This is a genomic window from Streptomyces sp. NPDC015144, from assembly GCF_043079735.1.
Lineage (GTDB): Bacteria > Actinomycetota > Actinomycetes > Streptomycetales > Streptomycetaceae > Streptomyces.
The window spans coordinates 240,557-264,528 of sequence record NZ_JBIBUU010000003.1 but is presented as its reverse complement, the minus strand read 5'-3'; the positions used below and the strand labels follow the sequence as shown (position 1 = coordinate 264,528).

General features: G+C 73.5%; 23 protein-coding genes and 1 riboswitch. Of the genes, 6 read left to right on the top strand and 17 right to left on the bottom strand.

Going from position 1 to position 23,972, the window contains the following annotated elements; genetic code table 11:
• Positions 1 to 37: 37 nt before the first annotated feature.
• The 3 genes from ACF08W_RS07835 to ACF08W_RS07825 are packed head-to-tail and all read right to left on the bottom strand — an operon-like array spanning position 38 to position 2,746.
• Complete coding sequence (locus ACF08W_RS07835) at positions 38 to 730, bottom strand: response regulator transcription factor (protein WP_352274866.1); 693 nt, start codon at positions 728 to 730, stop codon at positions 38 to 40.
• Complete coding sequence (gene macS / locus ACF08W_RS07830; protein WP_385211172.1) at positions 727 to 1,950, bottom strand: MacS family sensor histidine kinase; 1,224 nt, start codon at positions 1,948 to 1,950, stop codon at positions 727 to 729. The genes ACF08W_RS07835 and macS overlap by 4 nt, the downstream gene beginning before the upstream one ends.
• Before the next feature lie 52 nt (positions 1,951 to 2,002).
• Positions 2,003 to 2,746: a lysophospholipid acyltransferase family protein gene (locus ACF08W_RS07825; protein ID WP_352274864.1), complete on the bottom strand. Its 744-nt coding sequence runs from the start codon at positions 2,744 to 2,746 to the stop codon at positions 2,003 to 2,005.
• A gap of 213 nt (positions 2,747 to 2,959) precedes the next feature.
• Between ACF08W_RS07825 and ACF08W_RS07820 the strand changes: the two genes are divergently transcribed.
• Both ACF08W_RS07820 and ACF08W_RS07815 read left to right on the top strand, forming a co-directional pair.
• Positions 2,960 to 3,739, top strand: a complete 780-nt coding sequence (locus ACF08W_RS07820; RefSeq protein ID WP_385211168.1) for an alpha/beta hydrolase — start codon at positions 2,960 to 2,962, stop codon at positions 3,737 to 3,739.
• Positions 3,732 to 4,412 (top strand): hypothetical protein, encoded by a 681-nt coding sequence (locus tag ACF08W_RS07815; RefSeq protein WP_385211166.1) that lies wholly within the window; start codon positions 3,732 to 3,734, stop codon positions 4,410 to 4,412. Before ACF08W_RS07820 ends, ACF08W_RS07815 begins: the two co-directional genes overlap by 8 nt.
• Positions 4,413 to 4,425: 13 nt before the next feature.
• Here the strand turns inward: ACF08W_RS07815 and ACF08W_RS07810 are convergent, their stop codons facing one another.
• The 6 genes from ACF08W_RS07810 to ACF08W_RS07785 form a co-directional block, all read right to left on the bottom strand.
• Positions 4,426 to 5,184: an endonuclease/exonuclease/phosphatase family protein gene (locus ACF08W_RS07810; protein ID WP_392278757.1), complete on the bottom strand. Its 759-nt coding sequence runs from the start codon at positions 5,182 to 5,184 to the stop codon at positions 4,426 to 4,428.
• Between the two features lie 80 nt (positions 5,185 to 5,264).
• Positions 5,265 to 6,206: an ROK family glucokinase gene (locus ACF08W_RS07805; RefSeq protein ID WP_385211163.1), complete on the bottom strand. Its 942-nt coding sequence runs from the start codon at positions 6,204 to 6,206 to the stop codon at positions 5,265 to 5,267.
• Between the two features lie 72 nt (positions 6,207 to 6,278).
• Positions 6,279 to 6,752 carry a DUF5304 domain-containing protein gene (locus ACF08W_RS07800; protein WP_392278756.1) on the bottom strand — a complete coding sequence of 158 codons (474 nt, stop codon included), beginning with the start codon at positions 6,750 to 6,752 and terminating at the stop codon, positions 6,279 to 6,281.
• Positions 6,753 to 6,834: 82 nt separating this feature from the next.
• Positions 6,835 to 8,103 (bottom strand): ArsA family ATPase, encoded by a 1,269-nt coding sequence (locus tag ACF08W_RS07795; RefSeq protein ID WP_392278755.1) that lies wholly within the window; start codon positions 8,101 to 8,103, stop codon positions 6,835 to 6,837.
• Positions 8,104 to 8,108: 5 nt separating this feature from the next.
• Entirely contained in the window at positions 8,109 to 8,555 is a 447-nt protein-coding gene (locus ACF08W_RS07790) for an SRPBCC family protein (protein ID WP_352274857.1), read from the bottom strand.
• A 109-nt stretch (positions 8,556 to 8,664) separates the two neighbouring features.
• Positions 8,665 to 9,468 (bottom strand): metallophosphoesterase family protein, encoded by an 804-nt coding sequence (locus ACF08W_RS07785; protein ID WP_352274856.1) that lies wholly within the window; start codon positions 9,466 to 9,468, stop codon positions 8,665 to 8,667.
• Positions 9,469 to 9,926: 458 nt separating this feature from the next.
• On the opposite strand from ACF08W_RS07785, the gene ACF08W_RS07780 reads away from it, so the two are divergent.
• On the top strand, positions 9,927 to 11,723 hold the full coding sequence (locus tag ACF08W_RS07780) for an AMP-dependent synthetase/ligase (protein WP_385211154.1): 1,797 nt from the start codon (positions 9,927 to 9,929) through the stop codon (positions 11,721 to 11,723).
• Between the two features lie 62 nt (positions 11,724 to 11,785).
• Here the strand turns inward: ACF08W_RS07780 and ACF08W_RS07775 are convergent, their stop codons facing one another.
• The gene (locus ACF08W_RS07775; protein WP_352274854.1) at positions 11,786 to 12,928 is read right to left on the bottom strand and encodes a glycosyltransferase family 4 protein; all 1,143 of its coding nucleotides are present in this window, start codon (positions 12,926 to 12,928) and stop codon (positions 11,786 to 11,788) included.
• 108 nt (positions 12,929 to 13,036) lie between these two features.
• Between ACF08W_RS07775 and ACF08W_RS07770 the strand changes: the two genes are divergently transcribed.
• Complete coding sequence (locus tag ACF08W_RS07770; protein ID WP_392278754.1) at positions 13,037 to 14,269, top strand: glycosyltransferase 87 family protein; 1,233 nt, start codon at positions 13,037 to 13,039, stop codon at positions 14,267 to 14,269.
• Between the two features lie 7 nt (positions 14,270 to 14,276).
• On the opposite strand, the gene ACF08W_RS07765 is transcribed toward ACF08W_RS07770, so the two are convergent.
• The 5 genes from ACF08W_RS07765 to ACF08W_RS07745 form a co-directional block, all read right to left on the bottom strand.
• Positions 14,277 to 15,467, bottom strand: coding sequence for a hypothetical protein (locus ACF08W_RS07765; protein WP_392278862.1), 1,191 nt, complete (start codon positions 15,465 to 15,467; stop codon positions 14,277 to 14,279).
• 103 nt (positions 15,468 to 15,570) lie between these two features.
• Positions 15,571 to 16,602, bottom strand: coding sequence for an NlpC/P60 family protein (locus ACF08W_RS07760; protein WP_385211148.1), 1,032 nt, complete (start codon positions 16,600 to 16,602; stop codon positions 15,571 to 15,573).
• 239 nt (positions 16,603 to 16,841) lie between these two features.
• On the bottom strand, positions 16,842 to 17,870 hold the full coding sequence (locus ACF08W_RS07755) for an NlpC/P60 family protein (protein ID WP_352274850.1): 1,029 nt from the start codon (positions 17,868 to 17,870) through the stop codon (positions 16,842 to 16,844).
• A 294-nt stretch (positions 17,871 to 18,164) separates the two neighbouring features.
• The gene (locus ACF08W_RS07750; RefSeq protein ID WP_352275096.1) at positions 18,165 to 19,529 is read right to left on the bottom strand and encodes an NYN domain-containing protein; all 1,365 of its coding nucleotides are present in this window, start codon (positions 19,527 to 19,529) and stop codon (positions 18,165 to 18,167) included.
• Between the two features lie 37 nt (positions 19,530 to 19,566).
• Entirely contained in the window at positions 19,567 to 19,809 is a 243-nt protein-coding gene (locus ACF08W_RS07745) for a hypothetical protein (RefSeq protein WP_030933560.1), read from the bottom strand.
• Between the two features lie 162 nt (positions 19,810 to 19,971).
• Between ACF08W_RS07745 and ACF08W_RS07740 the strand changes: the two genes are divergently transcribed.
• Both ACF08W_RS07740 and ACF08W_RS07735 read left to right on the top strand, forming a co-directional pair.
• On the top strand, positions 19,972 to 20,724 hold the full coding sequence (locus ACF08W_RS07740; RefSeq protein WP_352274849.1) for a rhomboid family intramembrane serine protease: 753 nt from the start codon (positions 19,972 to 19,974) through the stop codon (positions 20,722 to 20,724).
• Positions 20,721 to 21,002 (top strand): Lrp/AsnC ligand binding domain-containing protein, encoded by a 282-nt coding sequence (locus tag ACF08W_RS07735; RefSeq protein ID WP_352274848.1) that lies wholly within the window; start codon positions 20,721 to 20,723, stop codon positions 21,000 to 21,002. Before ACF08W_RS07740 ends, ACF08W_RS07735 begins: the two co-directional genes overlap by 4 nt.
• Positions 21,003 to 21,068: 66 nt before the next feature.
• Here ACF08W_RS07735 and ACF08W_RS07730 read toward each other — a convergent pair whose 3' ends face one another.
• On the bottom strand, positions 21,069 to 22,445 hold the full coding sequence (locus ACF08W_RS07730) for an aminotransferase class V-fold PLP-dependent enzyme (RefSeq protein WP_392278753.1): 1,377 nt from the start codon (positions 22,443 to 22,445) through the stop codon (positions 21,069 to 21,071).
• A 177-nt stretch (positions 22,446 to 22,622) separates the two neighbouring features.
• Positions 22,623 to 22,740, bottom strand: a riboswitch (SAM riboswitch).
• 82 nt (positions 22,741 to 22,822) lie between these two features.
• Positions 22,823 to 23,887, bottom strand: coding sequence for an anthranilate phosphoribosyltransferase (trpD, locus tag ACF08W_RS07725; protein WP_352274846.1), 1,065 nt, complete (start codon positions 23,885 to 23,887; stop codon positions 22,823 to 22,825).
• Positions 23,888 to 23,972 lie beyond the last annotated feature (85 nt).

The following is a 23,972-nucleotide window of genomic DNA, read 5'->3' as shown; positions in this document are numbered from 1 at the left end:
CGCTCGGGCGGCGCGGCGGAAGGCCACCGGCGGGCTCTCAGGCGTCGTCGAGGCCGCGCTCGATGGCGTAGCGGACCAGCTCCACGCGGTTGTGCAGCTGGAGCTTGCCGAGGGTGTTCTGCACGTGGTTCTGCACGGTGCGGTGCGAGATGACCAGCCGCTCGGCGATCTGCTTGTACGAGAGCCCCTTGGCGACCAGCCGGAGCACCTCGGTCTCGCGGTCGGTGAGCCGGGGCGCGTCGGGCTCGTCGGGGGCGGCCGGCGCGGGGTCGGAGGCGAGTCTGCGGTACTCGCCGAGGACCAGTCCGGCCAGGCCCGGGGTGAAGACGGGGTCGCCGGCGGCGGTGGAGCGCACCGCGTCGGTCAGCTCCTGCGTACTGGCCGACTTGAGGAGGTAGCCGGTGGCACCGGACTTGACCGCCTCGAGCACGTCGGCGTGCTCGCCGCTCGCGGAGAGCACCAGCACCCGCAGCCCGGGGTGCGAGCCGACGAGTTCCTTGCAGACCTGGACGCCGGGCATTCCGGGCAGGTTCAGGTCGAGCACCAGGACGTCGGGGGCGGCGGCCTTCGCGCGGCGGACCGCCTGGGGCCCGTCACCGGCGGTCGCCACCACGTCGAAGCCGGACTCGGACAGGTCGCGGGCGACGGCGTCGCGCCACATCGGGTGGTCGTCCACCACCATCACCCGGACGGCGCGCTCCGGGCCGCCCCCGCTGGTCTCGGTACTCATCTCGCCGACTCCGCCTTCCCCCGTGAAACCTTCGGTACCTTCAGTTCGACCTCGGTGCCCTGGCCGGGAACCGAGAGCAGCTCGGCCGTGCCGCCCAGGTCGCGCAGCCGGCCGCGGATCGACAGGGCCACCCCCATCCGGCCCTCCCCCTCGGCCTGGGCGAGCCGCCCCTCCGGGATTCCGGGGCCGTCGTCGCGGACCGTCACGATCACCTCGTCCGGCCAGTCCTCGACGAGGATCCATGCCTGGGCATTGTCCCCCGCGTGCACCCTGACATTGTCCAGGGCGGCACCGACGGCGGCCGCCAGCTCCCGCGCGGCCGCCGGGGCGAGCAGCACCGGGGCGCCCGGCTCCGCGAAGCTGGTCCGGGAGCCGGCGTGCGGGGCGAGCAGCGAGCGCAGATCGCAGGGGGCCCCGTCGGGCGGCTCCTCTTCGGCCTCCACCCGGCGGACCACGGCGCCCTCGGCGGCGTCCTCGGAGACCCGGTCGGCGGCGACCAGTCCGCTGGAGACCAGGGTGCGCAGGGCGATCTCCTGCTCCCCGGCGAGGCGGCCCAGCTCGGCCGCCTCGCCGCCGAGCGCGGTGCCCCGGCGCTGGACCATCGCGAGGACCTGGAGCACGCTGTCGTGGATGTCGCGGGCCAGCCGTTCCCGTTCGCGGGTGGCGGCCTCGATCTCCAGGGCGCGGGCGAGGGTGCGCTCACTGGCGCGGGCGACCTCGACGACGTAGCCGATCGCTATGGAGGCGACCCAGACCAGCAGCACGTTGTGGAAGGTGTCCCGGCTGGGGTCGCCGCGTTCGACGATGTTGGCGACGGCGACGAAGGTGGAGGCGACGGCCGCCCAGCGCCAGCCGCCCTTGATGGCGAAGGCCAGCACCGAACCCGCGGTCCAGATGGACGGCAGCGTCGGGCCGTCGACCTGCTGGGCCTCGAAGTCGGCGAGCGGGGTGAGCAGTATCCCGACGAGCGCGATCGTGAGGTCGGCGCCGAGGAACCGCTTGGTGCAGGCGGCGGCGCCCGCGACCTTCGGGAGGGTGGCGAGCGTCCAGACCACCATCACCGCCAGGAAGACGACGGCCACCCACGGCCGGTCGTACTTGGCCCGGCCGAAGACGGAGAGCAGCACCGCGTAGATCATGGTGAGAATGCGGTACGCGGTCAGCGCGCGCCACAGCGGCTGCTCGACCGACATCCGTACGACGCGCACGCGCCCAGCCACTTCCCCACGCCCCCTGGACGGCACCGGCGCGCGCACGCGCCGTACCGTTCCTTCAGCCCTGTGCCCCGGTCTCGCCGTTCCCCTGCTTCTGCGCCTCGGCCCGGCGCTTCGCGTCCTCGGCCATCTGCCGCTTGGCGGCCGTCGCGTAGATGTCGACGTACTCCTGGCCGGAGAGCTTCATGATCTCGTACATCACCTCGTCGGTGACCGAGCGCAGGATGAAGCGGTCCCCGTCCATGCCGTGGTAGCGGCTGAAGTCGAGCGGCTTGCCGATCCGGATGCCCGGGCGCATCAGCTTGGGCACCACCTGGCCGGGCGGCTGGATCTTCTCCGTGTCGATCATCGCGACGGGGATGACCGGGGCGCCGGTGGCCAGCGCCACCCGGGCCAGTCCGCCGGGCTTGCCCCGGTACAGGCGGCCGTCGGGCGAGCGGGTGCCCTCCGGGTAGATGCCGAACAGGCCGCCGCTCTCGATCACCTCGATACCCGCCTTGATGGCCGCCTCACCGGCGCCGCGGGTGCCCGAGCGGTCCACCGGGAGCTGGCCGACGCCCTTGAAGAAGGCCGCGGTCAGCTTGCCCTTCACCCCGGTGCCGGTGAAGTACTCGGACTTGGCGATGAAGGTGACCTTGCGGTCCAGGACGGCCGGGAGGAAGAAGGAGTCGGAGAACGACAGGTGGTTGCTCGCGAGGATCGCCGGTCCCTGCGCGGGGATGTTCTCCAGGCCCTCCACCCACGGCCGGAAGGCGAGCTTCAGCCCCCCGCCGATGGAGAACTTCATTGCGCCGTAGATCAACTCGGGTGCCTCCTGTGTGCTGTCGGACAGACCATATCCCGTGTGCGGCCCGGCATGGAGCCGTTGCGGCGGCCCGTGCCGGTGGCGGCCCTGGTCGCTGTCGGCCCGGGCCGGTGACGGCCCTGGTCGGTGTCAGCCCGGTCGCGTACGGTGAAGTAATCCTCTGCACTCCCCCCTGCGCTCCCCCGCGAGCCTCACGAACAGGAGACCTTGGTGCCGGTCCTTCCCGGAGCCGAGCCGTTCCGCCACGAGGGCGGAGAGGTCGGCGTCCTCCTCTGCCACGGATTCACCGGTTCCCCGCAGTCGCTGCGCCCCTGGGCCCGCTATCTGGCGGAGCGCGGCCTGACCGTCTCGCTGCCGCTGCTGCCGGGGCACGGCACCCGCTGGCAGGACATGCAGCTCACCGGCTGGCAGGACTGGTACGCGGAGGTGGACCGGGAGCTGCGCGCCCTGCTGGAGCGGTGCACACAGGTCTTCGTCTTCGGGCTGTCCATGGGCGGCGCGCTGACGCTGCGGCTGGCGGCCAAGCACGGCGACGCGATCAGCGGCCTGGTGCTCGTCAACCCGGCGAACAAGGTGCACGGCCTGGCGGCGCACGCGCTGCCGGTCGTCCGCCATCTGATGCCCACCACGAAGGGGCTGGTCAGCGACATCGCCCTGAAGGGGTCCGACGAGGTCGGGTACGACCGGGTCCCGCTGCACGCGGCGCACTCGCTGCGGAAGTTCTTCCGGCTCGTCGACGCCGAGCTGCCGCAGGTCACCCAGCCGATCGTGCTGCTGCACAGCCCGCAGGACCATGTGGTGCCGCCCGCCGACTCGGCGCGCATCCTGAGCCGGGTGTCGTCGACGGACGTCGAGGAGATCCTGCTGGAACAGAGCTACCACGTGGCGACGTTGGACCATGACGCGGAGCGGATCTTCGACGAGAGCCATCGGTTCATCGGCCGCCTCGCCCCGAGCGTCGGCAAGAAGGGGAGCACGTCAGGTGGCTGAGCACGACGCGGAGCGCGCGGGCAGCGAGGAGGAGCGCGAGCCTCTTCCCGCCGAGGGCGCGGCCGTGCCCGACGACGGCACGGGCCAGGAGGAGTCCGCTTCCCGGAAGGCGGCGCCGGGCGGCGAGGGCGGCCGGGAGGGTTCGCCGGTCGACGAGGACGCCGCGTGGCGGGCGATCGTCGCGGGGTACGGCGAGGAGCCGCCGGACCCGCCGGGCGCCAAGCCGTTCCGTTCGGTCGAGGACCTCGCGCTGCTGGAGGACGACGGGCCCGCCGGCCCCGAGGTGGACAAGGGGCTCGGCAAGAAGCTCCCGAGGCCGCCGGAGAAGCCGCTCGGCAGCTCGGTCGTCTTCGCCCCCGGGGTGATGGGGCCGCGCGACTACGGGCTCGCCGAGCCGAAGGACGACGACCTCGACGAGAACGACGAGGGGCACTTCGTCCCCCCGGAGCCCCCGCCGCTGCCGGAGGCCGACGCCACGGCGAAGTTCGCCTGGCTCGGGGTGGTCGGCGGCCCGGTGCTGATGCTGCTCGCGGTGGTGCTGGGCTGGGAGATGACCTGGTGGTTCACCACGGTCTGCGTCGTCGGTTTCCTCGGCGGCTTCGTCACGCTGGTGGCCCGGATGAACGACGACGGGGAGGACGACGAGGACCCCGGGCGCGGCGCGGTGGTCTGACCGGGCACGGCCCTCAGGGCTTCAGGGCGGGGACCCGCAGCGCGGCCAGCACCGGAAGGTGGTCGGTGGCCGCGCGCAGGTCCGCGTCGCCGACGCCCGGCAGCCCGGCGGGGACGCCGCAGCCGAGGACCTCGATCCCGGGCGTCGCGAAGACCGCGTCGATGCGGCGGTCCGGGCGGGCGGCCGGGTAGGTGTGCTCGCCGCCCCAGGGCCGTACCGTCCGGCAGTCCTGGAGCCGCCCGGCCAGCCGGCCGAAGGCGGCGCCGGACGGTACGTCGTTGAGGTCGCCGGCCGCGACGGCGTGCTCGACGCCCATCTCGTCCATCCGCTCCAGCACCGCCCCGGCCTGGGCGAGGCGCTCCTCGCGCTGGAGGCTCAGATGGAAGCTCACCAGCCCGATGCGGGTGCCCGCGATCCGTACCACCGAGGTGGCCAGGCCCCTGCGGTGCAGCCCGGGGGTGAGCGGGAGCAGGACGTCCTCCGTGCGCTCCACCGTGGCCCGCAGCGAGCAGAGCAGCAGCGGGCCGGCCGCCGTGGCGCCGCCGCCGAGGACGACGAGGCCGGTGCGGGCCGCGAGCCAGGCGGCGCGCTTGCGCCAGCGGAAGAAGCGCGGGGCCTCCTGGATGAAGACCAGGTCGGGGGCGCAGGCCCCGATGACGCGGGCCAGCGCCCCGGGGTCGTCGCGCATCGACCGGATGTTGTAGCTCAGCGCGCGGACGACGGCCGAACCATCCGGCTCGGTACGGGAGTCGGGCAGTGGCGTCAGGACCATGCGCCTCACGATACGACGGACGCCCGCCGCTCCCCCAGGGGGCGCGACGGGCGTCCGGCCGACTCGTGCCGGGGTGCGGTTCAGCCCTGGCGGGCCAGGTCCGCCGCGCCGACCAGCCCGGCCTCGCCGCCGAGGCGGGCCGCGAGGACCTGGGCGTGCGGGCGCCACTCGCCGCCGATCAGCCAGCGCCGGAAGGACTTGCGGATCGGGTCGAGGACCAGCTCGCCCTCGTCCGAGACACCACCGCCGACGATGAACGCGGACGGGTCGAAGAGCGAGGCGAGGTCGGCGAGTCCCGCACCGGCCCAGCGGGCCAGCTCGCGGAAGGAGTCGATCGCCACCGGGTCGCCCTGCCGGGCGGCCTGGCTGATGTGCTTGCCCTCGATGCCGTCCACCGTGCCGTCGCCGAGCGACAGCAGGACCGCGGCGCTCGAAGGAGTGGCGTTGGCGCGCTGCCGGGCGTAGCGGACCAGGGCCCGGCCGGAGGCGTACTGCTCCCAGCAGCCCTGGCTGCCGCAGCCGCAGAGCAGACCGTCCGGGACGACCCGGATGTGGCCGAACTCGGCGGCCACGCCGAAGCGTCCGCGGCGCAGCTTGTTGCCGATGATGATGCCGCCGCCGAGCCCGGTGCCGAGCGTGATGCAGATGACGTCGTCGTGGCCCTGGCCGGCGCCGAAGCGGTACTCGCCCCAGGCGGCGGCGTTGGCGTCGTTCTCCACGACGACCGGGAGGCCGACGCGCTGCTCGACCTTGTCCTTCAGCGGCTCGTGGCGCCAGTTGATGTTCGGGGCGAACAGCACGGTGGCGCGCTTGTCGTCGACGTATCCGGCGGCGCCGATGCCGACGGCCTCGATGCTCCGGCCCTCGCTCGCGCCGGACACGGCCGTCGCGATGGCGTCCACGATGCCTTCGGCGGTCGGCGGGGTCGGCACCTTGTGCGTGGAGAGGATGTGGCCCTCTTCGTCGACCACGCCAGCTGCGATCTTCGTGCCGCCGATATCGACGCCGATGGTGAGTCCCATGAATCCCTCAGTTCCGGTCGTGCCCCGCTGGGGCAACCGTACCCGAGCCGGGGGGCCGCCCAGCGGCGCCGGTCAGTCGAGGTCGATCTGCTCGCCCGCGGCGGGCGGCTCGTCGCGCGGGTCGCTCGGGTCCCCGGCCCGCTTCTCCGCACCGGTGCCGTCCGCACCGGCCTCGTCGGCGGCGGTGCGGGTCCAGCGGCGCTCCTGGCCCTCGACGGCGGAGCGGTAGGCGGCGAGGAGTTCGCCGCTGGCCGCGGCGAGGTGGTCGAAGACCTCCGGGTTGCGCTCGATGACCGGCTCGACGGCGGACCTCGCCTGCTTGATGATCTGCTGCACCGTGCCCTGCGCCGTGGCGCCGAGCAGCGGTGTCTGGAAGGACGCGACCTTGTCGGCGACGGCGTCGACCAGCTTGCGCAGCTCCTCGGCGGCGGAGCCGGGCGGCGGGCCGTGCTGGGCGCGGCGGCGGGCCTTCTCCGCCTCCAGGTCCTCCGCGCAGGCGCTCGCCCACGCGTCGTCGTCGGCGGGACGATCGGTGGCATCGCTCATGGCGGACTCCTGCGACGTGGCGTACGGCGGCCCGGCGTCCCGGGCGCCCGCTTCCGACGTTACCCGAACGGCGGGGCGGGGTTCAGCCCGTCCGGGGCCAGAGGTCGGGGTCCGGGGTGAAGCGGACCCGGAGCAGCCCGTCGGTGAGCGAGGCGCCCGAGACGGTGCAGCGGCGCAGCCCGGACTCAAGCGGCACGGTCCGGTGGTACGGGCCCACCGTGAGCAGCAGTTCGTCGCCCCGGCGGACCAGCCGCAGGTCCTTCTTCACGGCGCCGGGCAGCGGCAGGCACCAGGCCAGGACCGGTACGTCGTCGCCGTCCCCGTCGGGTGCGGTGCGCACGATCCGGCTGCCGGGGAGCAGGGCGCCCAGGCCCTCCGGGGCGTCGGGCACCTCGATCCACCAGGGGTCCTCGGCCCGGCCGGGGCCGGGTACGCCGTGGTCCGGGGCGGGTGCGGTGTGCTCGGCGAGGCGGTCGAGGTCGTCCAGGCCACGCGGGTCGCGGCCCAGGTGGGGCAGCTCGCGCAGGGCGGCGTGCGGCGCCCACTCGTCCCGCCAGCGGTCGACGGTCTTCTCCTGCTGTGCGGCGAGCGCGGCGAACCAGGGGTCGGCCGAGTGCCGGGGCAGCAGGCGGTTGACCGCGAGGCTGTCGACCCGCAGCCCGTGCAGGGCGAGGCCGGTACGGGCGGTGCGCAGGGCCTCCTCGGCGGCCGGGCCGGGCTCGGCGACCAGCCGGAGCGTGGTGCCCGCGTCCTCGATCAGGGCCTGGACGGCGGCCAGCTCGGCGTCCTTGCGGGCGGCCGCCTCGTACAGCCACTGGGCGGGCATCGGGACCCCGGCGAGCTGGGCGAGCATCGGGCGCAGGGCGCGGGCGGCCTGCCGCTCCGGCGGCAGCAGCCGGCGCAGGTAGCGGCGGAGCCGGGCGGGGAGGGAGAGCAGGTCGAGGGCCTCGCCCAGCGGCGGCAGGTCGACGACCAGGAGGTCGTGGCCGCGGCGCGACCAGTCGCCCTCGGCGGCCCGGCGCAGGCTGTGCAGCAGGGCGAGCTGGGTACTGCCGGGGAGTTCGGTGATCTCCTCGCCGTCCAGCCGGGCCCCGCCGAGCAGGTCGAGGACGCCGGACGCCCGGTCCTGGAGGGCGAGGAACTCGCCCCGGAAGTGCTCGGCGGAGTCGATCCGGGCGGCCCACAGCCCGGCGGTGACCTCGGTGGGGCCGGTGTCCCGGGGGAAGCCGGGTATGGGGTCGGGGGTGAGGAGCAGGGCGCTGCCGCCGCGCCGGGCGGCGGCGAGCGCGGTGGCCGCCGCGACGGTGGTACGGCCCGCGCCGCCGGGTCCGGTGACGAGGACCGTACGCATCCGGCTCAGACCTTCGGGACGGATTCGACGCGCTTCTTCAGGCCGGCCAGGGCCCGGTCGATGATGACCTTCTCGGCCTTGCGCTTGATCATGCCGAGCATCGGGATCTTGACGTCGACGGTCAGCCGGTAGGTGACCTCGGTGCGGCCGCCGCCGAGGTCGGTCAGGGCGTAGGAGCCGTCGATGGCGCGCAGCATCTGGGACTTGACGAGCGTCCAGCTGACCTCGTTCGCACCGGTCCAGGTGTAGGCGAGGGTGTGGTCGTCCTTGATCGCCCCGGCGTCGAGGACGAGGCGGACCTGCTCGGCGCGGCCCTGCGCGTCGGTGGCGAGGACCTCGGCCTCCTTGACCTCGCCGGTCCACTCCGGGTAGCGGGCGAAGTCGGCGATCACGCCCATGACGTCGGCCGGTGCCGCCTCGATCGTGATGCTCGACCTGGTGTGTTCAGCCATCGCTGTGGCTCCTCCAGTGCGGTGTAACCGGTGCGTCGGCAGAGACCCTGCCGTCAGAAGGCTATCGCGTGCGCGGGACGGTTCGTCCCGGGGTCCGGTGCCGGTGGGCTCACCACTCCAGGGCCCACGGCCTGCCGGTGGACGCGAAGTGACCGACGTTCACACACTCGGTGGCGCCGATCCGCATCCGGCGCACCAGGGGCTGGTGGACGTGGCCGAAAAGGGCGTACCGGGGGCGGGTCGCGCGGATGGCGTCCAGCAGCGCCCGGCTGCCGCGCTCGAAGCGGCGCGCCACGGTGTCGTAGGTCAACTCCGGGACCTCGGGCGGGATGTGGGTGCAGAGCACGTCGACCGGGCCGAGCGCCTCGATCTTCGCCGCGTACTCCTCGTCGTCGATCTCGTACGGGGTCCGCATCGGGGTCCGCAGCCCGCCGCCGACGAAGCCGAAGACCCGGCCGCCGATCTCGGTCCGCTGGCCGTCGAGGACGGTGGTGCCGGGGTGGGCGTACTCGGGCCAGAGGTCCGGGATGTCGACGTTGCCGTAGGTGGCGTACGTGGGCGCGGGGAAGGCGGCGAAGAGTTCGGCGTACTGCCTGCGCACCGCCGAGACGATGGCGGCGTCGCGGTCGACGCCCTCCCACAGGCTCCGGTTGAACGCGCGGGCCTCGTCGAAGCGGCGGGCGGTGCGCAGGGCGACGATCCGGTCGGCGTTCTCCACGCCGAAGAGGTCGGGGAAGATGCCGCGCGAGTGGTCGGCGTAGTCGAGGAAGAGCACCAGGTCGCCGAGGCAGACCAGCGCGTCGGCCCCGTCCCCGGCCCGGGCCAGCGCCTCGCTGTTGCCGTGCACATCGCTGACGACATGCACGCGCGTGCGCTTACCCGTGCCCGCCCCGGACCGCTCTTCCGCTGCCATGCCGATCACCCTAGGCCCTGCCTTCAAAGTGCCGCCGTCCGGCCGGAGGCCGGGCCGTGCGGTGTCCGGTGCGTGCGATCGCAAGGCGGAGGGTCACCCCGATACTGGATGTATCGGGGCAGTCCCGACAACGCGCCTGCCGTGCGTGCCGGGCGCCGCACGGCAGGCGGCAGTTTGAAGGCAGGGCCTAGAACTCCCTCCGTCACCTGGGTAGGGCCCGCTGGACCTGCGGTTATCCCTGTCCGGTCACGGAGGTGGACTACTGTGCGCCCAAGGATCACCGTGATGTGTGACGCATAAGACATCTGGCCGGGACCCCCTATCCGGAACCATGTACTGGTGGGTAACGTCCGGGCGAGTCCAGTTGTGCTCACCCCACTGAGCACGAGCCAATCCTGGACCGCAGCCGGTGCGTCACACAGAGCCGTGGCACCGGAGCCCGATGAGGAGCAGCAGTCTTGCGCGAGTTCAGCCTTCCGGCCCTGTACGAGGTCCCCTCGGACGGCAACCTGACGGATCTCATCCGCCGCAATGCCGCTCAGCATCCCGATGTCGCGGTGATGAGCCGCAAGGTGGCGGGCGTCTGGACCGACGTCGACGCCCGGCAGTTCCTGGCCGAGGTCAGAGGGGTCGCCAAGGGGCTGATCGCGGCGGGCGTCGAGGCCGGCGACCGGGTGGCCCTGCTCTCGCGGACCCGCTACGAGTGGGTGCTGTTCGACTTCGCCATCTGGAGCGCGGGCGCGGTCACCGTCCCGGTCTACGAGACCAGCTCGCCCGAGCAGATCCAGTGGATCCTCGGCGACTCCGGAGCCGTGCTGTGCGTGGTGGAGTCCGCCGGGCACGAGGCGTCCGTGGAGTCCGTCCGGGGCGGCCTGTCCGCGCTGAAGAGCATCTGGCAGATCGAGGGCGACGCGGTCCGCCGGCTCACCGAGAGCGGTGCGGACGTCTCCGACGAGACGCTGGACCGGCGGATGGCGACGGCCAAGGCGGACGACCCGGCCACCATCGTGTACACCTCGGGCACCACCGGCCGCCCCAAGGGCTGCGTGCTGACGCACCGCAGCTTCTTCGCCGAGTGCGGCAACGTGGTGGAGCGGCTGAAGCCGCTGTTCCGTACCGGCGAATGCTCCGTACTGCTCTTCCTCCCCGCCGCGCACGTCTTCGGGCGGCTGGTCGAGGTGGCTGCGGTGATGGCGCCGATCCGGCTGGGCTGCGTACCGGACATCAAGCACCTGACCGAGGAGCTGGCGTCCTTCCGGCCGACGCTGATCCTGGGTGTGCCGCGGGTCTTCGAGAAGGTGTACAACGGGGCGCGCGCCAAGGCGCAGGCCGACGGCAAGGGCAAGATCTTCGACCGGGCCGCCGACACGGCGATCGCCTACAGCCACGCGCTGGACACCCCGCAGGGCCCCTCCTTCGGGCTGCGGGTGAAGCACCGGATCTTCGACAAGCTGGTCTACGGCAAGCTGCGCGCGGTGCTCGGCGGACGCGGCGAGCACGCGATCTCCGGCGGTGCCCCGCTGGGCGCGCGGCTGGGCCACTTCTACCGGGGCATCGGCTTCACCGTCCTGGAGGGCTACGGCCTGACGGAGTCCTGCGCGGCCACCGCTTTTACCCCGTGGGACCGGCAGAAGGTCGGCACGGTCGGCCAGCCGCTGCCCGGCTCCGTGGTGCGGATCGCCGACGACGGCGAGGTGCTGCTCCACGGCGAGCACCTGTTCACCGGTTACTGGAACAACCCGGCGGCGACCGCCGAGGCGCTGGCCGACGGCTGGTTCCACACCGGTGACATCGGCACGCTCGACGAGGACGGCTACCTCACGATCACCGGCCGCAAGAAGGAGATCATCGTGACGGCGGGCGGCAAGAACGTCGCCCCGGCGGTGATCGAGGACCGCATCCGCGGGCACGCCCTGGTCGCCGAGTGCATGGTGGTCGGCGACGGGCGGCCGTTCGTGGGCGCGCTGGTCACCCTGGACGAGGAGTTCCTGGACCGCTGGGCCCGCGAGCACGGCAAGCCGGCCGGTTCGACGGCCCGGTCGCTGCGCGAGGACCCGGAGCTGCTGGCCGAGGTGCAGCGGGCGGTGGACGACGGGAACGCGGCCGTGTCCAAGGCGGAGTCGGTCCGCAAGTTCCGCGTCCTGGACGCCCAGTTCACCGAGGAGGCGGGCCACATCACGCCCTCGCTGAAGCTGAAGCGCAATGTGGTGGCGAAGGACTTCGCGGACGAGATCGAGGCGATCTACCGGGGCTGATCCGCGACCGGTACGCGAGAGGGGCCCGCACGGCACGTGTGCGGGCCCCTCTCGCGTCCGGATCAGAGCAGGGTCCGCAGCCGCTCGGCCAGCAGGTCCCAGCGCCACTTCTCCTCGACCCAGGCCCGGCCGCGCTCGCCCATCCGCCGCCGCAGCTCCGGGTCCTGGAGCAGCGCGACGATCCGTTCGGCCGACTCCCGCGCGCTGTCGCCGCGCACCACCCATCCGGTCTCGCCGTCCAGCACCGCGTCGGGCGCGCCGCCCGAGTCGCCCGCCACCACCGGCAGCCCGGTCGCGGACGCCTCCAGGAAGACGATGCCCAGGCCCTCCACGTCGAGGCCGCCGCGCCGGGTGCGGCACGGCATGGCGAAGACGTCGCCGGCGCCGTAGTGCGCGGGCAGCTCCGCCCAGTCCACCGGCCCGGTGAACCGCACCGCGTCGGCGACCCCGGTCTCGACGGCCAGCCTCCGCAGGTCCTTCGCGTACGGGCCGCCGCCGACGATCAGCAGCACCGCGTCCGGGACCCGCGCCAGGACCCCGGGCATCGCGCGGATCAGGGTGTCCTGGCCCTTGCGCGGCACGAGCCGGGAGACGCAGACGACGACGGGCCGGTCCGTGAGGCCGAGCGCGGCCCGCACCCGCTGCCCACCCGAGTCCGGGTGGAAGGTCTTCTCGTCGACGCCGGGCGGGAGCTGGACCATCCGCGCCGCGGCCCCGGGGGTGAGCGCGGGGGCGATCCGGGAGCGGGTGTACTCCCCCAGATAGGTGATGGTGTCCGTGGACTCGCCGATCCGCCGCAGCAGGTGCCGGGCGGCGGGGAGCTGGGCCCAGCCCGCCTCGTGGCCGTGGGTGGTGGCGACCAGGCGGCGGGCACCGGCCCGGCGCAGCGCGGGGGCCATCAGCCCGAGCGGGGCGGCGGCGCCGAACCAGACGGAGGTGCAGCCGTGCTCGCGCAGCAGCCCCACCGCGCGCCGGGTGGTCCGGGGGGTCGGCAGCAGCATCGTGGTGGGGTCGCGCACGACGGTGAAGGGCTGTTCGGCGTCGAAGGCGGCGGTGGCCGCGACGCCCTCGGCGCTCAGCTTCCAGGTGGAGGCGTAGACGACGATCCGCCCGGGGTCCAGGCGCAGCGCCATGTTGTGCAGGAATGCCTGGATGCCGCCGGGGCGGGGTGGGAAGTCGTTGGTCACGATCAGGGTCTTGTCCATCCCGGCCGACAGTACCGGGACCGGTCCGATGGATCCGGCACCGGCCGGGCGGGCATCATGGCTGCTCGTACCCGTCGGCGGGTACGCGGAACGGACGGACGGAGCGGCATGACGGGATCGACGGGTGCGCGGTTCGCCGTCGCGGTGTGGGCGCTGACGAGGGTGGCGCTGCTGCTCTGCGTCACCAAGGCGGTCACCCTGCCGGGACCGGACGTGACCAGCGACGTCTCGGCGATCTACCACGGCTGGTCCGAGGTCCTGAGGAGCGGGACCTACCCCCGGGAGGACGTCACCTGGCAGTACCCGCCGCTGGCCGCGCTCGCGGTCCTCTCCCCCGGGCTGCTGCCGATGCTGGACTACACCTCGGCGTTCTTCGTCCTCGTCTGCGGCTGCGATCTGCTGGTGCTGGGGCTGCTGCTGTACGCGGGCCGGGGCGGGGGCCGGTCATGGGCGGGCGCCTGGGTGTGGGTGGCGGGGGTGCCGCTGCTCGGTACGACCGCGTACGCCCGGTACGACGTGATGGTGGTGGCGGTGGCGGTGGCGGCGCTGCTGGCGGGGGTGCGGCATCCCCGGGTGCTGGGGGTGCTGGCGGCGGTCGGCGCGCTGCTGAAGGTGTGGCCGGCGCTGCTGCTGGCGGGTACGGAGCCCGGTCGGCGGACGCGGCTGGCGTGGGGCGCCGCGGCGGTGGCGGCGGCCGGGCTGCTGGCGGGGTGCGTGCTGGCGGCGCCGGGGGCGCTGGCCTTCCTCGGCTTCCAGCGGGACCGGGGCACCGAGGTCGAGTCGCTGGGCGGGCTGGTCTTCCATGTGGCGCGGCAGTTCGGCTGGTCGGGCCGGGTGGAGCTGCACTACGGCTCGCTGGAGTTCCTGGGGCCGCACGTGGAGCTGGTGAGCACGCTGGCGCTCGGGCTCTCCGTCCTCGCGCTGGGCTGGCTGGTTCTGTGGCGGCTGCGGGCGCGGGACTTCTCGGTGAGCACCCCGGCGGACGCGGCGTTCGCGGCGGTGCTGCTGTTCACGACGACGAGCCGGGTGATCAGTCCGCAGTACCTGCTGTGGCTGGTCGGTCTGGCGGCGGTCTGCCTGGTGTTCCGGGGCGGCCGGATGGTGCTGCCCGCCGTGCTGGTGCTGGTGGCGACGGGGATCACCCAGTGGGAGTTCCCGTTCGGCTTCGTCCACGTGGTGTCCAGCGACGCGACCGGGGTGACGCTGATGTTCCTGCGCAACGGGCTGCTGGTCGCGGCGACGCTGACCGCCTGCCGGCGGCTGTGGCGGCAGACGGTGCCCCGGTCCGCGTCCGCGGTGCCCTCGGCGGCCGGCCGGGCGGTGGAGCCGGTGGGTTCCTGAGCGGGGCTCAGCCGAGGTGGGCGCGGAGCCAGTCGTGCCAGAGCCCGGTGAACTCCGCCGGAGTGGTGCCGAGCACGTCCCGCAGGGCCTGTTCGACCGCGCCGTCCCGCTCCCGGTGCGCGCCGACGGCCCGGTAGAGGGCGAGGAGTTCCGGCTCGCCCCAGCGGTCGGCGATCATCCGGCAGGCCGCCCAGCCGCCTTCGTACGCCCTGGCCAGGCGCTCCGGATCGCCGGTGAAGCCGAAGTCGGTGTCGGCGGGGAGGGCGGCGGGGAGTTCGCCGCGCCGGACGGCGGCGGCCAGTTCGGGGGCGACGCGGTCGGGGGCGCGGTCCTCGGCGCGGTAGGCCGCCCAGTCCGCGAAGCCCTCGGAGAGCCAGGTCGGGGTGGCGGCGGAGGTGCGGGCGCGGGTGGCGACGTGGGTGGTCTCGTGGGTGAGGACGACGCGCTGTCCGAAGGCGTCGAGCGTGTCGTACGCCTGCGGGTTGACGATCACCCGGTCCGCCGGGTTGGTGCCCGGTGCGCCGGTCCTGCCGGAGGTGACGGCGGCGACGCCCCGGTAGTCCGCCGAGGAGCCGAGCAGCGCCGCCAGGTCCGCCGTGCTCCGGGGCACCAGCACCACCACCCGCCCCGCCCAGCGCTCCGGCCACGCGCCGGAGACCGCGGGCACCGCGCGGTCCGTGGTCCGGGCGATCGCGCGCAGCTCCCGGCCGGTGCGGCCGACGCCGAGCACCAGGCTGTGCCCGCCGCGCACCACCCGTACCGCGCCCTGCTCCCAGAGCTGGCGGACGCTGTCGGCGCCGGGCCGGTCGCCGGTGACGTACCAGCGGCCGTCCGCCCGGTCCCGGCGCAGTTCGACGACCCGGTCCGCGGTGACCGGGGCGGGGTCGTAGGCGGTGATCCGGTAGCGCAGCTCGACATCGGCGGTGACCCGGTCGGCGCCCCGCGGGGTCGTCCGGACCAGGTGGTACTCCCAGGTGCTCAGCGGTACGTCGGCGAGGTTGCCGAGCTCGCGGCGCTGGGCGGCGCGCAGGGCGGCGGCCCCGGGGTCGGTGGTGGCGAGGTAGGCGGCCGGGTCGTGGTGGAGCACGGCGGCGGCCCGGCGGTCCAGGGTGGCGCGGACGGCCCGGTCGGCGCTGTCGGCCGGGGCGTCGCCGTCGGGGGCCGAGCAGCCGGCGAGGAGCAGCGGCCCGGCGAGCAGCACAGCGACGCCGCCCCACGCCCGCCCGCGCCGTCCACGTCCGTCGTTCACCCGATCGAGGGTACGGGCTGTCCCGCGCTCCCCGGTGGAGCGGCGTGCGGCGTCAGACGCGGGTGACGGAGGAGACCGGCATCATGCCGACCGGGTCGTAGCGCACCGAGGCGCCGGGGTACGGGGCGTGGATGACCTGGCCGTGGCCGACGTACATGGCGATGTGGCTGGCGTCCGCGCGGTAGGCGACCAGGTCGCCGGGGCGGGCCTCGGAGAGCGGCACCATGCGGCCCGCGTACCGCTGGGCCTGCGAGGTGCGCGGCAGACCGACCCCGGCCTGGGCGTACGCCCACTGCATCAGCCCGGAGCAGTCGAAGCCGGACGGCCCGTTGGCGCCCCAGACGTACGGGTGGCCCAGGGCCCGGCGGACGGCGATGACGGCGGCGGCCGCACGCGCGGAGCCGGCCGGCAGATCGGCCAGGTCCGGGAGGCCGATGTCCCGGCCGGAGCGGGAGGCCCGCTCGAACTCCGCCCGGTCGGTGCCGGTCAGGGTGGTCAGCAGCCGCTTCGCCTCGGCGAGTTTCCGGGTGACGATCCGTTTGCTGCGGGTGGCCGCCGCCCGTTCGCGCTCCAGCTCGGCCAGGGCGCGGGAGGCTTCCGCACGGGTCTGCGCCAGTCCGCGCCGGGCCTGCTGGAGCTGGTGGAGCCGGGCGGTCTGAAGGTCCGTCACCCGCTCCAGCGCGGCGGCCCGGTCCAGATAGCCGTCCGGGTCGGAGGAGAGCAGCAGGGCCAGCGAGGGGTCGATGCCGCCGGAACGGTACTGGGCGCTCGCCGCCGCCCCGAGCTCCGTGCGCATCCGGTTGACCCGCTCCTGCTCGCGGGCGGCCCGGTCCTGGGCGCGGGCGATCTCGCCGCGCAGCCGCTGGGCGTTCTCACCGGCCCGGTCGTAACTCTGGGTGGCCCGTTCCGCCTCGGTGTACAGCCGGTCCACGCGGGCCTGGGCGGTACGGGGCGCGCCCTGCGGGTCGGCGGAGGCGGCGGAGGCCCCGAGGGCGGCGGCCGCGGTCGCCGCGGCGGCCGTCAGAACGGTGGCCCGGACGGCCGGACCCGGGCCGGGCTGTGTGGAACGGCGATGGGACACCACAGGACGCCGCACTCCCTTCCGCTGTACGCAGACGCACGCGGCCCCCTGCCGCCCGGGACGGGCGGACCGACGACCGGGAGCCGCACGGCAGACAGACAGTAGTGGGGTGATCACCCGTCGACCACGGGCCGCGCCGGTCGGGAGCGGGCCGGAAACGACGGCGTCCCGCCGGTGACCTTGCGGTCTCCGGCGGGACGGGGTGTCTGCGCGGGCGCGGGAATTCGCCCGTTCGGGCGTTCTCAGCCGACGCGTACGCCGAACTGGAAGCTGCCGATGGTGTTCATCGACTCGTAGCGGACGACCGTGCCCGGGTACGGGGCGTGCAGGACGGTGTTGTTGCCCGCGTAGAGCGCCACGTGCGAGGTGTTGTTGAAGAACACCAGGTCGCCCGGCTTCAGGGCGCTGCGGCCGATCCGGACACCGTCGTTGACCTGGGTGTAGGTGACCCGGGAGATCTGGACGTTGGCCTGGGCGTAGGCCCACTGGGTCAGCCCGGAGCAGTCGAAGGTGCTGGGGCCGGTGCCACCGCGGCCGTACGGCTTGCCGACCTGGGTGGAGGCGGCCTGGAGGGCGGCGGCGCCCCAGGCGGAGGCGGGGGCCTCGTTGCCGAGCTCGACGCGGGCTCCGGCGTCGCGGCTGGCGCGCTTCTCGTCCTCGCGCATCTTCGTGCGCTCGGCGGCGGTCAGCGAGTTGAGCATCTGCTGGGCCTTGGCCAGCTTGGTCTGGAGTTCCTTCTTCTTGACGCCGAGCGTCTTGCGGACGTCCTCCAGGTCACCGAGCTTGGCCTGGGCCTCCTTGCGCTGCTGCGCGAGGACCCGCTGCTTCTCCTGGATCTTGCCCAGGGCCTCGGTCTGCTTGGCCGTCAGCTGGTCGAGCGCCGACGCCTCGTCGAGGTAGGTGTCCGGGTTGGACGAGAGGAAGAGCTGCACCGAGGGGTCGATGCCGCCGGAGCGGTACTGCGCGGCGGCGAGCGAACCGAGGCCGTTGCGGAGCTTGTTGATCTCCGCCTGGCCGCGGGCCACCTTGTCCTGCAGCGCGCTGACTTCCTTCTCCAGCTTCTGCTGCTTCTCCTTGGCGCCGTAGTACTGCTCGTTGGCCTCGCCGGCGTCGTGGCTGAGCTTCTCGACCTTGGACTTGACCTCGTCCTTGGACGGCTTGGGGTCGGCCTGGGCCGCCTGGGAGGACAGAGCTACGGCAGCGGTGGCGGCCGCGGTGATCACGGTCACACGGGCTCGGCTCGGCTGCTTGGGACGACGGTGGGACGCCACGAAGGCGAGCTCCTTCTTCCTCCAGCCGCCTACCGGGCTGTGGGGGATGCGAATTCCCCGGCTCCGTGCACGTCACGGACTCGGCGGTTCCTTCGCCGTCACCCCGGATGGGTGATCAACCGAGCGAAGGTTCGAAGGCCGACCCTAGTGACCGAGTTGTGATCAGTTCAAATCCTCGCGCCAAAAATCTCGTCACACCGCGCACTTCTTTACCCGTGACGCACGGGGCGTAGCGGTGAATTGACGGTCCGTTCCCCGATTCCGTCCGAGAACCGGCAAGCGGAACGAGTGGGACTAGACACGCGAAAGGCGCTTCAGGAGCAAGACGGACGCGACGGGCCGGGCGCCCGCCTTGGCCACCCCGTCCGCGACCTCGCGGTCGGTGGAGACCACCACGACGGGCCGGCCCGGGGGTTCGGCCCGCGCGAGCTGGCGGATCAGCTCGTCGGCGGTCACCCCGGGCTTGCTGAACAGCACCCGGACCCCGCGCGGCGGCGCCAGCAGCACCGGGGCCGCCAGTTCGGCACCGTCGAAGACACAGGTCACCTCGGCACCGGTCTGCGCGGCGAGCATCGAGAGCCCGCCCAGCAGCCTCAACCGCTGCTTCTCCAGGGGGAGTTGGGGATAGCCGGTCTTGGTGACGTTGTAGCCGTCGATGATCAGGTGCGCCTGCGGCAGCGCGAGCAGCTGGTCCAGCAGGGCCGGGTCGGTCTCCGAAAGGGCCCTGGCCGCGATGTCCTTGGGCGACATCCGGCCCGGCTCCACCGCGTCCACCCCGTCGGCCGGGCGCATCGTGGAGGGTGGCAGGGCCAGCTCCCGCCGGAGCCCGCTCGCCGCGTCGAGCACCGTGTCCAGCAGCAGCCGCAGCCGCATGTCCTCGACCGAACGACCCTCCCGGGCGGCCCGGCGGCCCGCCTCCACGGCCGCCTCCGCCTCCGCGAGCCGCGCCTTGAGCCGACGGGTCTCGCTCTCGGCCGCCGAGACCTGGGCGGCCGCCTCGGACCGTACGGTGTCGGTCTCGGCCCGGCTGCGGCGGAGCGCCGCCTCACCGCGCTTGACCTCGTTGGCGGCGCTGCGCAGCTTGCGCTGGAGGGCGTCGGCCTCCTTGCGGGCCGCGTCCAGTTCGGCGCGGAGCCGCTCCGTCTCGTCCCTCGTGTGGGAACGGGCCCGTTCCAGCTCCTCGCGGAGCCGCTCCAGCTCGCGGCGGCCCTCCTCGTCGGCCCGCTCGGCGTCCGCCCGCTGGACCTCCTCGCCCGCGGCGGCGACCAGCTTCACCCAGCCCGCCGGGCGCAGCACATAGGCGGCCGCGGCCACGTCGACGGGGTCGGCCGCGGCGGGCGGCGCACCGGCCTCCAGCGCGGCGGCCAGCTCCGGCTGCCCGTCCCTGAGCCGCTCACCGATGCGCTGGCGGAACAGCGCGTCGCTCTCCAGCGCGGCCGCCATGGCATTCCCGGCGAACTTGGCGCGCCGGGTCGGGGTGAAGCGGGCGTACTGGCGCAGCTGGGCCGGGAGTTCGGTGACCGTCAGACCGCCGAACGCGTCCGCCACCAGCGCGACGACCCGCCGCCGCACCCCTTCGGGCAGCGGGCGGTCGAGCACCTCGGCGGCGGCGTCGCCGGCCGGCTCGGCCGCGCCGGCGCCGCTCGCGGGCTGCTCCACCATCCGTCACCCCAAAAAGTCTGTGGGTGCGGCTCCGTCAGGAGTCGGCACCCGGCCTGTCCACCAGTTCGATCTGGTCCACCGCGTTGCACCAACGGCAACGCACCGACTCGATGGTCTCACTGACCACCTCGCGTTCCTCGACGGTGGCCTCACCGGCCAGGTCGAGATGGACGTACTCGACGACCTTCGAGGAGCGCGTCACGTCGAAGCGGGTCAGATTTCCGCAGAGCGTGCAGCGCCAGCGGGTCCCGTCGGTCGGCTGGGGAACCGTCGTCATCGTTGCGTCCTCTTTCGTCGAGCCTCGTGCCGCTTGCTTCAAGGATCTCGCGGTGCGCCGTCGAACTGCGGATGTCCTGCCGTAACCCTACGGCCTCGGTGCGTCCCCCCGACACGGCGAGGCGCTCTGTCCCGTTCCTTCCCTGTACGTCATGATCTGTTCATGATCGATCCGCGAGCCGTGGCGGGCCGGGTGACCGGCGGGGTGCTCCGTACGGTCACCTCCGGCGGCCCGCTGGTGACCCATTCCCTGATCGCGGTCTGCGTCCTGGTCTTCGCGCTCAGCCCGCTCTCCGGGCTCCGCGCGGTCCACGGCACCGCCGACGCCGCCCTCGCCGCCCAGGCCGGGTACTTCGAACGCTGGGGCGTGATCCCCAGCGAGCTGTGGGAGGGGTCCGCCCACGCCCTGCTCACCCCGCTCACCGCCCTCTTCGTGCACGGAAGCTGGATCCACCTGCTCGGCAACATCCTCTTCCTGTACGTGTTCGGGGCGATGGCCGAGGAGCGGATGGGCCGGATCGGGTTCGCCGCCTTCTACGTCATCAGCGGCTACCTCGCCCTGATGGCCTACGCCGCCGCGCACGCCACCTCCGACCAGACGCTGGTCGGCGCCTCGGGGTCGATCTCGGCGGTGCTCGGGGCCTTCCTCCACCTCTTCCCCCGCGCCCGGGTCACCAGCCTCTTCCCGTTCCTCTTCTTCCTGCCGCTGCGCTTCCCCGCCTGGATCGTGCTGGTCTTCTGGTTCGTCCTCCAGTGGCTGGCGGTGCGGGGCGCGGGGAACGGGGGCCCCGGCGTGGCCTACCTGGCCCATGTGGTGGGGTTCCTCCTGGGCTTCCTCTACGCATGGGGGCGCTTCCGGCGTACGGATAGAGTGAAGGAACCAGCCGCGGCCACCGAGGGAGAAAGCCAGCCGTGATCAGCGCGATCGTGCTCATCAAAACCAGCGTGGACCGGATCCCCGAGATCGCCGAGGCCATCGCCGCGCTGGACAGCGTCAGCGAGGTCTTCTCGGTCACCGGTACGTACGACCTGATCGCCATGGTCCGGGTGGCCCGGCACGACGATCTGGCCGACATCATCCCGGGCCGGATCAGCAAGATCCCCGGGGTCGAGGCCACCGACACGCACGTGGCCTTCCGCACCTACTCGCAGCACGACCTGGAGGCCGCGTTCGCCATCGGCCTGGACTCGTAGCCGCCCTCCCGCAACAACACGTCGGCGGGGTACGGACACACGGTCCGCACCCCGCCGAAGGTCTGTTCAGAGCTGTGCCGCACCCCGGTCCGGGACGCAGCGGCCGCCCTCGGTCCGGTACTTCCACTGGGCGCCCTCGCTCACCAGCTCCTTGACCGCGCGGACGAAGCGCTCGATGTGCTCCTCGGGCGTACCGGCGCCGAAGCTCACCCGGATCGCGTTGAGCGACCTCTCGCCCGGCTCGGCCTCGGGCGCGCCGCACTCGCCGACCTGCTCCGGGTCGCTGCCCAGCAGGGTGCGGACCAGCGGGTGGGCGCAGAAGAGGCCGTCGCGGACGCCGATGCCGTACTCGGCGGAGAGCGCGGCGGCGAAGTGCGAGCTGTTCCAGCCCTCCACCACGAAGGAGATCACGCCGACCCGCGGGGCGTCGTCGCCGAACAGCGACAACACCTTGACCTGCGGAACCTCGGCGAGCCCGGCCCGCACGGCGGCCACCAGCGCCTGCTCCCGGGCGACCAGGTTCTCGAATCCCGCCTCGGTGAGCGCCTTGCAGGCGGAGGCGATGGAGTACACGCCGATCACATTGGGGGAACCGGCCTCGTGGCGGGCGGCGGTGGAGTGCCACTCGACGTCCACGCCACCGTCGGCGCGACGGGCGACCTTGCGCGAGGCGCCGCCGCCCGCGAGGTAGGGCTCGGCCTCCCGGAGCCAGTCCGCCCGGCCGGCGAGGACGCCCGAGCCGAAGGGCGCGTACAGCTTGTGGCCGGAGAAGGCGACCCAGTCGACGTCCAGCTCCGCGATGTCCACCGGGTGGTGCGGGGCGAGCTGGGCGGCGTCCAGCACGATCCGGGCCCCGTGCGCGTGCGCGGCGGCGGCCAGCTCCTTCACCGGCCACAGCTCACCGGTGACGTTGGAGGCGCCGGTGACGCAGACCAGCACCGGGCCGTAGGGCTCGCGGTCGGCGAGCGCCCGCTCCAGGGACTCGACCGCCTGGGCGGGGGTGCGCGGGGCGTTCAGGTACGTCACCCGGGCGTCGCGCCACGGCAGCAGCGAGGCGTGGTGCTCGGTCTCGTAGACGAAGACCTGGCAGTCGGCCGGAAGGACCGCGGCCAGCAGGTTCAGCGAGTCGGTGGTGGAGCGGGTGAAGACCACCTGGTCGTCGGCGCGGCAGCCGAGGAACTCCGCGACGGTGGCCCGGCTGTTCTCGAAGAGGTCGGTGGAGAGCTGCGAGAGGTACCCGGCCCCGCGGTGGACGCTGCCGTAGTACGGGGCGTACGCGGCGACGTCGTCCCAGACCCGCTGGAGGGCGGGGGCGCTGGCGGCGTAGTCGAGCGCGGCGTACGTGACCTCACCGCCGGTCACCAGCGGGACCCTGACATCCTCGCCCAGAACCGGCAGAGGGGCACAAAGCGACTGGTCGGCGGCAGCGGTGAAGACGGACATGGCGAACTCCCGTAAGAGGCAGGCGAAATCCGTGCGCCGGCGGGTACGCGGCAGCGCAGCGGAGAGAAAGGAGAAAGGGGGTGCGGAAAAGGGCCGACGGCCCTATCGCATTCGCGTGCTCACAAGAGGCTCCCTAGGGACCAGGACCCCGGGGGTTGGCATGCTCCGATGCCGAGGGGCCCGCGCTTGCCGCAGACCTCGCTGCCTACGGCCTGGTCTTCACCCGGGGCACCCCGCCACGGACGGAGGGTTGCCGGACAGCGGGCCGGGGCCGTAGTCGCTGTCACTCATGACCTGCCTGCATCTTGCCATACGCATGGGACGCGCAAGGGCGCGGTCCACCATCCGGACCGCGCCCCGTGTCCGCACCCGCCTGCTCAGGCGTTGCTGACGGCCACCCAGCGTTCCAGCACCCGGGCCGCCGCGCCCGAGTCGATGGACTCGGCGGCGCGGGCCATCCCGGCCGCGAGCCGCTCGTTCAGCGTGCCGTCCGCCGGGTCCAGCGCCGTCAGCGCCGCCGCCGAGTTGAGCAGCACGGCGTCGCGCACCGGCCCCCGCTCACCCGCCAGCACCCGCCGGGCCACATCCGCGTTGTACGAGGCGTCCGCGCCGCGCAGCGCCTCCACGGGCACCAGCTCCAGGCCGACGTCGCGCGGGTCGAACGCCTCCTCGCGGACGGCCCCGTCCCGCACCACCCAGACCCGGGAGGTCGCGGTCGTCGTCAGCTCGTCCAGACCGTCGTCGCCGCGGAAGACCAGCGCGGAGTTGCCCCGTTCGGCCAGCACCCCGGCGACGATCGGCGCCATCTTCGGGTCGGCCACCCCGACGGCCTGGGAGCGCACCCGGGCCGGGTTGGTGAGCGGGCCGAGGATGTTGAACGTGGTCGGCGTCCCGAGCTCCTTGCGGGCCCTGGCCACATGGCGCAGGGCGGGGTGGAAGCGCACCGCGAAGCAGAAGGTGATGCCCGCTTCCTCGGCCACCTCGACGACCCGCTCCGCGGAGAGGTCCAGGTTGACGCCGAGCTTCTCCAGCACGTCGGAGGAGCCGGACGCCGAGGAGGAGGCGCGGTTGCCGTGCTTGACGACCTTGGCGCCGGTGCCGGCGATGACGATCGCCGACATGGTGGAGATGTTGACCGTCTTGGCGAGGTCGCCGCCGGTGCCGACGATGTCGACCGTGCGGCCGGGCACCTCGATGGTGCGGGCGTGCTCGTACATCGCCCGGACCAGGCCGGAGACCTCGTCGACGGTCTCGCCCTTGGCCCGCAGCGCCACCGTGAATCCGGCGATCTGCACATCGGTGGCCTCACCGCTCATGATGCGGTCCATCGCCCAGGCGGTGGCGTCGGCGCCGAGGTCCTCGCCACGCAGCAGGGCGTTCAGTACGGCGGGCCAGGAGTGGGCCGCCACGCTGTCGCCGCCGATCGGGGTCACAACGTTCATGGTCCGCTCCAGGGTCCACACTCGGTACAGGGGTCGATCACACCCTATCGACCGCCGGGCACGGCAAAGAGCCCCGTCCATCGAA

What these genes read in the sequence shown, in the direction of transcription:
- ACF08W_RS07835 (WP_352274866.1), bottom strand. Translation starts at nt 730, where the DNA reads ATGAGTACCGAGACCAGCGGGGGCGGCCCGGAGCGCGCCGTCCGGGTG.
- ACF08W_RS07810 (WP_392278757.1), bottom strand. Translation starts at nt 5,184, where the DNA reads ATGGTCCTGACGCCACTGCCCGACTCCCGTACCGAGCCGGATGGTTCG.
- ACF08W_RS07805 (WP_385211163.1), bottom strand. Translation starts at nt 6,206, where the DNA reads ATGGGACTCACCATCGGCGTCGATATCGGCGGCACGAAGATCGCAGCT.
- ACF08W_RS07800 (WP_392278756.1), bottom strand. Translation starts at nt 6,752, where the DNA reads ATGAGCGATGCCACCGATCGTCCCGCCGACGACGACGCGTGGGCGAGC.
- ACF08W_RS07795 (WP_392278755.1), bottom strand. Translation starts at nt 8,103, where the DNA reads ATGCGTACGGTCCTCGTCACCGGACCCGGCGGCGCGGGCCGTACCACC.
- ACF08W_RS07790 (WP_352274857.1), bottom strand. Translation starts at nt 8,555, where the DNA reads ATGGCTGAACACACCAGGTCGAGCATCACGATCGAGGCGGCACCGGCC.
- ACF08W_RS07785 (WP_352274856.1), bottom strand. Translation starts at nt 9,468, where the DNA reads ATGGCAGCGGAAGAGCGGTCCGGGGCGGGCACGGGTAAGCGCACGCGC.
- ACF08W_RS07775 (WP_352274854.1), bottom strand. Translation starts at nt 12,928, where the DNA reads ATGGACAAGACCCTGATCGTGACCAACGACTTCCCACCCCGCCCCGGC.
- ACF08W_RS07770 (WP_392278754.1), top strand. Translation starts at nt 13,037, where the DNA reads ATGACGGGATCGACGGGTGCGCGGTTCGCCGTCGCGGTGTGGGCGCTG.
- ACF08W_RS07745 (WP_030933560.1), bottom strand. Translation starts at nt 19,809, where the DNA reads ATGACGACGGTTCCCCAGCCGACCGACGGGACCCGCTGGCGCTGCACG.
- ACF08W_RS07740 (WP_352274849.1), top strand. Translation starts at nt 19,972, where the DNA reads ATGATCGATCCGCGAGCCGTGGCGGGCCGGGTGACCGGCGGGGTGCTC.
- ACF08W_RS07730 (WP_392278753.1), bottom strand. Translation starts at nt 22,445, where the DNA reads ATGTCCGTCTTCACCGCTGCCGCCGACCAGTCGCTTTGTGCCCCTCTG.
- trpD (WP_352274846.1), bottom strand. Translation starts at nt 23,887, where the DNA reads ATGAACGTTGTGACCCCGATCGGCGGCGACAGCGTGGCGGCCCACTCC.